Genomic DNA, 322 nt, shown 5'->3' on the forward strand with positions numbered 1-322 from the left:
CCTGACGGAGGAAGAAAAGAAGTGGTTGCGCGAGCTGAATCCAAAGGACCGCAAGTTCTTGATTCGTCGCGGTCAGGAATCGATTCGTGCGTGCTTCGACCTGACTTCCGATAACCCTGAAGAAGACCTGTCCGATTTCATCCCGGTCCTGTCTTCAAACGATGTTGGTATGGCCTTGATGTACTCAATCATTGAGCGCCTGGGCACCAATGACCCCGAGGTCTGGGTGCCAGTTTTCATGGCAGAGGCCAAGGCCAACAACACCCATAACTTAAAGGCGATCAAATGATGGCTCGTATGAAGAAACTAGGTCTTGCTACAG

1 protein-coding gene is annotated in these 322 nt (G+C 51.2%); it reads left to right on the forward strand.

What is annotated here, in order from left to right; genetic code table 11:
• On the forward strand, positions 1 to 289 hold a 289-nt coding region (locus KMS84_RS44290), incomplete at its 5' end, for a VirB4 family type IV secretion/conjugal transfer ATPase (RefSeq protein WP_256921503.1).
• Between the last annotated feature and the right edge of the window lie 33 nt (positions 290 to 322).

The sequence above is a fragment of the Streptomyces hilarionis genome (assembly GCF_024539675.1).
Lineage (GTDB): Bacteria > Actinomycetota > Actinomycetes > Streptomycetales > Streptomycetaceae > Streptomyces > Streptomyces hilarionis.